This window comes from Streptomyces sp. NPDC002088 (assembly GCF_040296605.1).
Classification (GTDB): Bacteria; Actinomycetota; Actinomycetes; order Streptomycetales; family Streptomycetaceae; genus Streptomyces.
The window spans coordinates 104,951-112,885 of sequence record NZ_JBEOXO010000029.1; the positions used below are offsets into that span (position 1 = coordinate 104,951).

Annotated in this window: 3 protein-coding genes and 1 pseudogene; 2 read left to right on the forward strand and 2 right to left on the reverse strand. The window is 66.7% G+C overall.

Annotation, left to right across the window (positions count from 1 at the left end; translation table 11 throughout):
• Position 1: 1 nt before the first annotated feature.
• Positions 2-5,683 (forward strand): SAV_2336 N-terminal domain-related protein, encoded by a 5,682-nt coding sequence (locus ABT114_RS41345; RefSeq protein ID WP_351149719.1) that lies wholly within the window; start codon positions 2-4, stop codon positions 5,681-5,683.
• A 131-nt stretch (positions 5,684-5,814) separates the two neighbouring features.
• Here the strand turns inward: ABT114_RS41345 and ABT114_RS41355 are convergent, their stop codons facing one another.
• Complete coding sequence (locus ABT114_RS41355) at positions 5,815-6,102, reverse strand: hypothetical protein (RefSeq protein WP_351149722.1); 288 nt, start codon at positions 6,100-6,102, stop codon at positions 5,815-5,817.
• A gap of 61 nt (positions 6,103-6,163) precedes the next feature.
• Between ABT114_RS41355 and ABT114_RS41360 the strand changes: the two are divergent.
• A pseudogene (locus ABT114_RS41360) lies at positions 6,164-6,719 on the forward strand (hypothetical protein).
• Here the strand turns inward: ABT114_RS41360 and ABT114_RS41365 are convergent.
• Positions 6,676-7,593, reverse strand: a complete 918-nt coding sequence (locus tag ABT114_RS41365; protein WP_351149724.1) for an IS5 family transposase — start codon at positions 7,591-7,593, stop codon at positions 6,676-6,678. The pseudogene ABT114_RS41360 and the gene ABT114_RS41365 sit on opposite strands and share 44 nt — an antisense overlap.
• Positions 7,594-7,935: the final 342 nt, after the last annotated feature.

Sequence of the window (7,935 nt, forward strand, 5' to 3'; positions counted from 1 at the left end):
CGTGGACGACAAACTGGCGGAGGCCTTGAGTAAGCTCCTACCGGAGGACGGTCCGCCTTCGGCCCAAGAGCTGGCTGACGTGCTGTGGGTCGCCCGGTTCCTAGGGCGTACCGTCTCCGACGAGGGCCTGGTGTCGGGGGCCTCGGGCCCATCCTCCGATCTCGATTCCTCGTCCCCGTGGCCTACGTCCGTCAGCGAGGAGCCGCCGCTACCGGACGCCTCGTCCCGAGACGAGCAAGAGCGTCACAGTCAGTCAACTGTCGTCGACAGTCACGAATCAGAGGTCCCCCTACACGTGGCCTCGACGATTGGACAGGCCAGCGCACGCGCAACAGAAGACAGCTCTGTTTACCTCCCTGCCGCCGTAGTCCGCTTATCTCGGGAAGGGCTGCTTCACGAGCCACTCGAGCTCTCCAGAGCTCTTCGTCCGCTGAAGGTGCAGAGAAATGCTCCCGGCTGGCCCATGCTGGACGAGGAGGCGACGGCAACGGCCAGCTGCGAGGCATCCATGCTGATGCCCTCGTGGCTCCCGCGGACCGAGCGGCTTTTCTCGGTGGACCTGGTGGTTGATACCGGCCCCTCCATGCGCATCTGGCAACAACTAGCTGCCGAGCTACGCCTGTTACTCGAAAGCCATGGCGCCTTCCGAGTAGTTCGCACCTGGACCCTCAATCTCAGCGGGCCCAAGCCAAGAGTTACCCCATTTCGTCGATCGTCGCACGGACGGACGGAGCCCGGCAGGTCTGCGCACCAATTGGCGGAACCAGCCGGTCGGCGGGTGTTGCTCCTGCTCACCGACGGAGTGGGCGAGCACTGGCGTCGTTCCGAATTCCGCGACGCCCTCTCCACTTGGTGCAGGAGCCGACCAGCCGCCATCCTGCACGTGCTATCCCAGAGGGTGTGGCACCGAACCGCCATCCACGCCGAACCGGCGCTGGGCTGGCCGGCGCCGACAGGTTCAACTATTCCCGTTATCCGTCCGCGGACACAGCCGCGTGGGGCGACGAATCGAACTAAGGGGACTACCTGGGTTCCCGTGCTCGAAGTGGATGCCAACTGGCTCAGGCCGTGGGCCGGGCTTGTGGGCCGCGTTTCGCACTGTTCGGTCCCCTTGTTGGCCCTTCCGCTCCGCGGAGACGACAACCACGATCCCGGTCCCGGTCCCGGAGCGGACGGTGCATGGGAGACGCTAAGTCCCGAAGCCATGGTCGAGCACTTTCGCGGTCAGGCCTCGACCGGTGCCTATGAGCTAGCCGGATACCTCGCGGCCGTCCCCCTCGTGCTTCCAGTGATGCGCATGGTGCAACGCACGATGATGCCGACATCTCCCCCGGCGCATCTGGCCGAAGTCTTCCTTTCTGGGCTTCTCGTACCGGATGGCAGTTTTCCGAATCATCCATCCGATCCTGACTTGGACCTCTATGACTTTCGTCCGGGGATCCGCGATGTCCTGCTCGGGACCCTGACCCGCACAGAAGCACTTCAGGTGCTGAATGTGATGGGCAAGGTGTCCGGGAGAGTCGCCCGCAGGTTCGGCGGCACCCTCAACTTCCGGGCTCTCATTCCCAGTTCCGAGCCAGGTCGGGAATGGCAGATCCCGGTGGAAGCGGCGCCATTCGCCCAAGTCGCGACCACGGTACTCAGCAGACTCGGTGGAGATTTCGCTGAGTTGGCCGCCGATGTTGCTGCGCGCCTGACGAGCGGCCAGGCCGATGCCACAGCACGGACGTGCTCTGCCTCCACGAACGGAGCACCGCCAGACTTCGCGGCACGGACCATAGGTCAGGTCGAACAGAACGAATCCGGCCTTGAGGGTGCTGAGGTCCAGGGCCCGGCAGCCACTCCAGCCCGGCTCGGGGCCGCGGCACCCCTCCCTGTGGCCCTCGCCAGCGCTGCCGCGCCGCAGCAGGCCGATCGGCTCCTATTGCACGTCTCCACCCCTGGAGCACTCCGCGTGACGTGGTGGCCGGCCGGAAGCGTCCAGCCAGCCTGGGTGAGCGACACCGTTGAAATGACATGGCCGTTGCAAGGGCACGAGTTGGAGGAACTCCGCTGGTATTTGGAGGAGTATCTGCGGGCGCCGTTCGGCGTGTATGGCGAGCGTGGCCCCCAGGTCGCCGCCCAACTGCAGAGTTGGGGAGAGAAGGTTTTTGAGGCTGTGTTCGGAACCGGGTCGGCCCGAGACGCCTACATGCGAGCCCGGACACTGGCAACAGCACGGCGGGGCTCTCTGGAGATCGTGGTGATCTCGGGGGCTCCAGGGCCGTTGGGGTGGCCATGGGAGCTGATAGCCGAGCCTGGACGCCAGACACCGCTTGCTCTGGATGAGCAGATGACCGTCTCCCGCACTATGCCAACTGCGAGGTTGGGCGACGTCTTCATCACCGGGGGGTCGCGCCTGCGGATCCTGATGGTGATCTCCCGGCCGCATGGCACTCGCGATACGGGATACCAGATGATCGCTCGTCCGCTACTGCACCGTCTCAAAGCTGTGCGCGGACAGGTCGAGGTGGTGGTGCTGCGACCCCCGACCCTGGAGCACTTGCAGCAGATGCTGGGCCAAGCGTGGAGTTCGGGTGAGCCGTTCCACATCGTGCACTTCGATGGGCACGGCGTGTTCGGCCAGGCCGCCAACCAGCTGGGCAGGCCAGCGATGCCTGATGGGCAGGGGATGCTGGCTTTCGAGAAGCCGGACGGTGACCCGGATCTGGTGCCTGCGGGCAAGGTGGCGTGGCTGCTCAAGCAGGCTCAGGTACCGGTGGTGGTGCTCAATGCGTGTCAGTCCGCGGCGGTGGGCTCTGAGGTCGAAGCGGGCGTCGCGACCCGGCTGCTGCAGGAAGGTACCGCGGCTGTGGTGGCGATGGCCTCGGGTGTATATGCGGTAGCAGCGGCCGAATTCATGGCTGTGTTCTACGAGCGGCTGTTCGCAGGCGATCGGGTCACCGAGGCGGTTGCGGCGGGGCGCCGGCACCTGGCCAAGCAAGATCTACGGCCCTCGCCGAAGGGAATGATGCCGCTGGCCGACTGGGTGGTGCCTGTGTTGTACTCCCGCAGCGAGGTCAACTTCCTCAGCTTGCGCGCCGAGCGCGAGACGGGGCAGTCGCTGGAGGAGTTGCTGGACCAGATCCGCGAAGGTTCCGAATCCGGCGAGACGGGCCCAGGGGACGCGCTCGAGGCGGTGGGGGCGTTCATCGGCCGTGACGCCCTTCTCTACACCCTTGACGTGGCTGCCCGGCGACAGCGCGTCGTGGTACTGCACGGACCCGGCGGAACCGGAAAGACCGAACTGGCCAAGTCGTTCGCTCGCTGGTGGCGCGACACCGGCGCCCTGGATCCCCCGGACGAGGTGATCTGGCACTCTTTCGAACCTGGCGTCGCCTCCTTTGGCCTGGACGGAGTCATCACCAGCATCGGACTGCACGTGTTTGGCACCCAGTTTGCCCTCCTCGACCCCGCCCAGCGCCAGACCGTAGTGGAGGAGGTCCTGCGCACACGACGGCTGCTGCTGGTGTGGGACAACTTCGAATCCGTCCAGACTATGCCCGACCCGTCTCAGGCCACCCCACAACTGGCGGATCAAGACCGCGACGCGTTGCGCGCTTTCTTGGTCCGCATCGCAGCCCACGGCAGGAGCGCGGTCGTCATCACCAGCCGCACCGCAGAAACCTGGCTCGGCCCCGAGATTCGCCGGGTGGAGGTGCCCGGCCTGGACAGTGAGGAAGCCAGCCAATACGCCGACTACCTCCTGGCCCCATACCCCAACGCTCAGCTCCGCCGGGAAGCGAAGGCCTTCGGGGAACTGATGCACTGGCTGGACGGACACCCTCTCAGCATGCGCATCGTCCTGCCACACCTGAACACCACCAGCCCGTCAGAGCTGATGGCTGGGCTCCAGGGCAGCGCCCCCCTGCCCGATATCGACTCCGGCGACCGCACTACTTCCCTATCCGCCAGCATCACCTACTCTTTCACTCACCTGGCCGCCTCCGACCAGCAGACCCTCACCGCCCTCAGCCTCCTCTGCAGCGTCGCTGACACGGATGTCTTGGGCCTACTCTCCGCGGCCCCGGACGTTCCCGAACCCTTCAGTGGCCGCACCGCTGCCGAGTGGACGGAGCTGATGGACCGGGCAGCAGGTGTCGGTCTGCTGACGCCCCTGGGCGCGGGCATGTATCGCATCCACCCGGCCCTGCCCGCCTACCTCGTCGCACACTGGCAAATTCACGCCCCCGACGCCTATCGCGAGCAACACGCCGCCACCACCCGCGCCCTCCTCGACGCTCACGCCGTCTTCGGACAGTGGCTCACTGAGCAGATCAACAGCGGTGATGCTCAACTCGCCATGGCCTTGATCAGCTACCAGCAGCGCACGCTGGGCACCATGCTTGGTTACGCCCTCGATCACAGCCTGTGGCAGCAAGCTCGAGCCATCATCGATCCGCTGAACGATTACTGGAACGCCCGGGGACTGATGGAGGAGGCGGGTGCATGGGTTGACCGCGCACGGCTGGTGTTGGAGACCCCCGACGGCGTCCCTCCCGACCTCGATACCCCGGAAGGCGCACTGTGGCTGTTCCTGAGCAGCGCTCAAGCCGAGCGGGAGATCCGGGCGCACCGGTTGGACCAGGCCGAGCACACCTTCCACGGCATCCTCAACATCCTGCAGCAACAGCCCACCACACCTCAGCGACATATCCACCTTGCCACCACCTACCACCAACTCGGCAATGTCGCCCAACAACGTGGCCGCCTGGAGGAGGCCGAAGACTGGTACCGCCAAGCCCTCACCATCGACGAAGAACTCGGCAACCGGCCAGGCACAGCCACCGCTTACCACCAACTCGGCAATGTCGCCCAACAACGTGGCCGCCTGGAGGAGGCCGAAGACTGGTACCGCCAAGCCCTCACCATCGCCGAAGAACTCGGCAACCGGCCAGGCACAGCCACCGCTTACCACCAACTCGGCAGTGTCGCTGAGGATCGGCGGCGCCTGGAGGAGGCCGAAGACTGGTACCGCCAAGCCCTCACCATCGACGAAGAACTCGGCAACCGGCCAGGCACAGCCACCGCCTACCACCAACTCGGCAATGTCGCCCAACAACGTGGCCGCCTCGACGAGGCCGAAGACTGGTACCGCCAAGCCCTCACCATCGACGAAGAACTCGGCAACCGGCCAGGCACAGCCACCACCTACCACCAACTCGGCAACGTCGCCCAACAACGTGGCCGCCTCGACGAGGCCGAAGACTGGTACCGCCAAACCCTCACCATCGCCGAAGAACTCGGCAACCGGCCAGGCACAGCCACCGCTTACCACCAACTCGGCAATGTCGCCCAACAACGTGGCCGCCTCGACGAGGCCGAAGACTGGTACCGCCAAGCCCTCACCATCTACGAAGAACTCGGCAACCGGCCAGGCACAGCTGCCTGCTTCGGGGAATTCGGTCTCCTGGCCGAGGTGCGGCAACAACCGCAGGAGGCCTTGGCATGGACGGTCCGGTGCGTGGCCCTGTTCGATCAGTTCCCGCACCCGGTAACCGGACGAGGACCGGACCAACTCAGGCGGCTGTCACACACACTGGGCGTTACTGCTCTGGAGCAGACCTGGCAGACCATCACCGGCCGCCCTCTCCCGCCCGCAGTACGCCGCTACGTCACCGCAAGACCGCCCGCCCCTGCCTAGCCTGGGTCTGTAGGCGATGTCGGAACTGAGGTGGAAGTCGTAGGAGTTGGGGCTGAGGCAGGCCGGGTCGAATGGGGCGATGGTGATGTCGCCGTTCTCGACGCGGTAGGCGATCTCGGGGCCGGTGAGGATCATGCCGCTGCCTCCAGGGCGTGCGTCTGGCCGGCCGCGGCCCCGGGGTGGCAGGGGACGGCTTCGTTGATGCGGCCGTAGTAGCCGCGGTAGGGCTGCGGATGGCCCTCGGGAGCCCAGAAGCTCACCTGGCCGATTTTCATCCCGGCACAGACGCGCAGCGGCTGGACTGTGACCATCTCCAGCGTCCAGCTGTGGCAGGCGCCGAGCTGGCCGAGGTCGGCGCTGATCTGTAAGAAGCTGTTGTCTTTCCGGGCTTGATGACGGCGTTTTCGCTGGTCGGGCATAGGGTCGACGGTCCTGTGGGAGTGGTGGTCTGTCGTGTCGCCGCTGCTATGGAGGTCATGGATGCCGTCGGTCGTGGGGCTGCTGGAACAGCGCGAGCTCGTCGCTCGCCATCGCGTGGACGAGCTGCGGGAGGAGGCCGACCGCATCCAGGCTGAACTGGCCGTGGCCGAGCGGGACTGGAAGGAATGGGCCATCGCTCGCTCGCTCGCGGGTGGGTGAGGTGCTTGCCCCGGCAGACGAGACCGAGCATGGCCACGACCAGGCCGACCGGACAGCACCGACCGCCGACGGGCAGGCCGAGGAGGCATCGTCAACGCCGGTAGCGGCGAAGGCGAAGTCGCAGGTGCCGGTCTGGCGTGAAGGGCTTTGGTGGTCGGCGTTGTCGGTGGACTACCAGCGCATCCTCAAGGCGCTCGCGGACCGGGTCCGGCTCGGGCAGGGCCCGCTGACCTGCCAGGAGATGGCCGCCTTGTTCGGCATGGACGTGGGTCCGGCGCGGGTGGAGGCGCTGAGGTCGAAGGCGAAACGCCTGGTCGCGCGCGGCTGGCTGGCCGAGCCGGCTCCGGGCCGGTTCACGCTTCGGCAGGGTGTGAGCGGGCCAGGCGGCGGGTCATGAGCAGGGTCATCGACCAGTAGCTCATCGCCTCGGCGCTGGTGGTGCGGCGTTCGACGTCGCGCGCCAGGCGGCGGGTGCGCATCAGGTGGGCGAAGAGGCGCTCGACGATCCACCGCTTGGGCAGCACCACGAAGCTCTTCTGGTCGTTGCTGCGTTTGACGATCGCCAGGACCAGCGCGAGCGTGGCCAGGCAGTATTCGACGAGGCTGCCGGTGTAGCCGCCGTCGGCCCAGACCAGGGCGAGGCGGTGGTGGACGTCGGCGACTTGGTGCAGCAGGACCTGGGCGGCGGCCCGGTCGCCGACATCCGCGCTCGTGACCATGACGCCCAGCAGCAGGCCGAGGGTGTCGACCACGACGTGCCGCTTGCGCCCGTTGATCTGTTTGCCGCCGTCAGAGCCGCGGCTGTCGGCGCCGACGACGGCGTCCGCCTTGACCGACTGCGAGTCGATCACGCCAGCCGTCGGCTCAGCGTCCAGGCCCAGCCGCTCGCGGACCTGGCCGCGCAGCCGGTCGTGGAACTCCTTGACCAGGGCGTGGTCGCGCCAGCGGCGGAAGAAGGCATACACCCGGTCCCACGGCGGGAAGTCGGCAGGCATCGCCCGCCACTTGACGCCGTTGGAGATAGCGGATCGCGTCCAGCACCGTGCGGTGGCAGTATCCCTCCGGCCGGCCGGCCGGCCGTCCCGCTCGCGCATCCAGCCCGGCGTCGGCAGCAGCGGCCGGACCTCAGCCCATTCCGCGTCCGTCATGTCCGACGGGTACCGGCGCTGCCGCTCGGGCCGGTCAGCCGCGTTGCCGTACACGTGCGCGAGGCAATCACACGTTGGAGCGGCCGAGTTGGACTGCCCGGCCATCGACACGGAAGACTGCACCGGGGCCTCCTGTTGCTCTATGGATTCGACACCCACGAGCTGTTCAGGAGGCCCCGTCTTCATGCTCTGGCCACGACAGGATCACCCGACCGGGAATCCGCGTTCGACCGCTACCACTCAAGATCGAAAAGACAACAGCTTCTCACATTCGCCATCTTTGATTCCACGAGGCATCGAATCCAGGTGGCGCGGCCGTTGACCGGCGCGACGGCTGGTGTCCTCAACGCACGAGGCTCCCGCGCCGTTACTGACTTCGGCGTTTCGGGGTCTGGATCTGTGTCGGGACCGGTGACGCGGTCCGTCCGGGCTGGTACGCCGGAGGTATGCGGTATCCGGACGGGG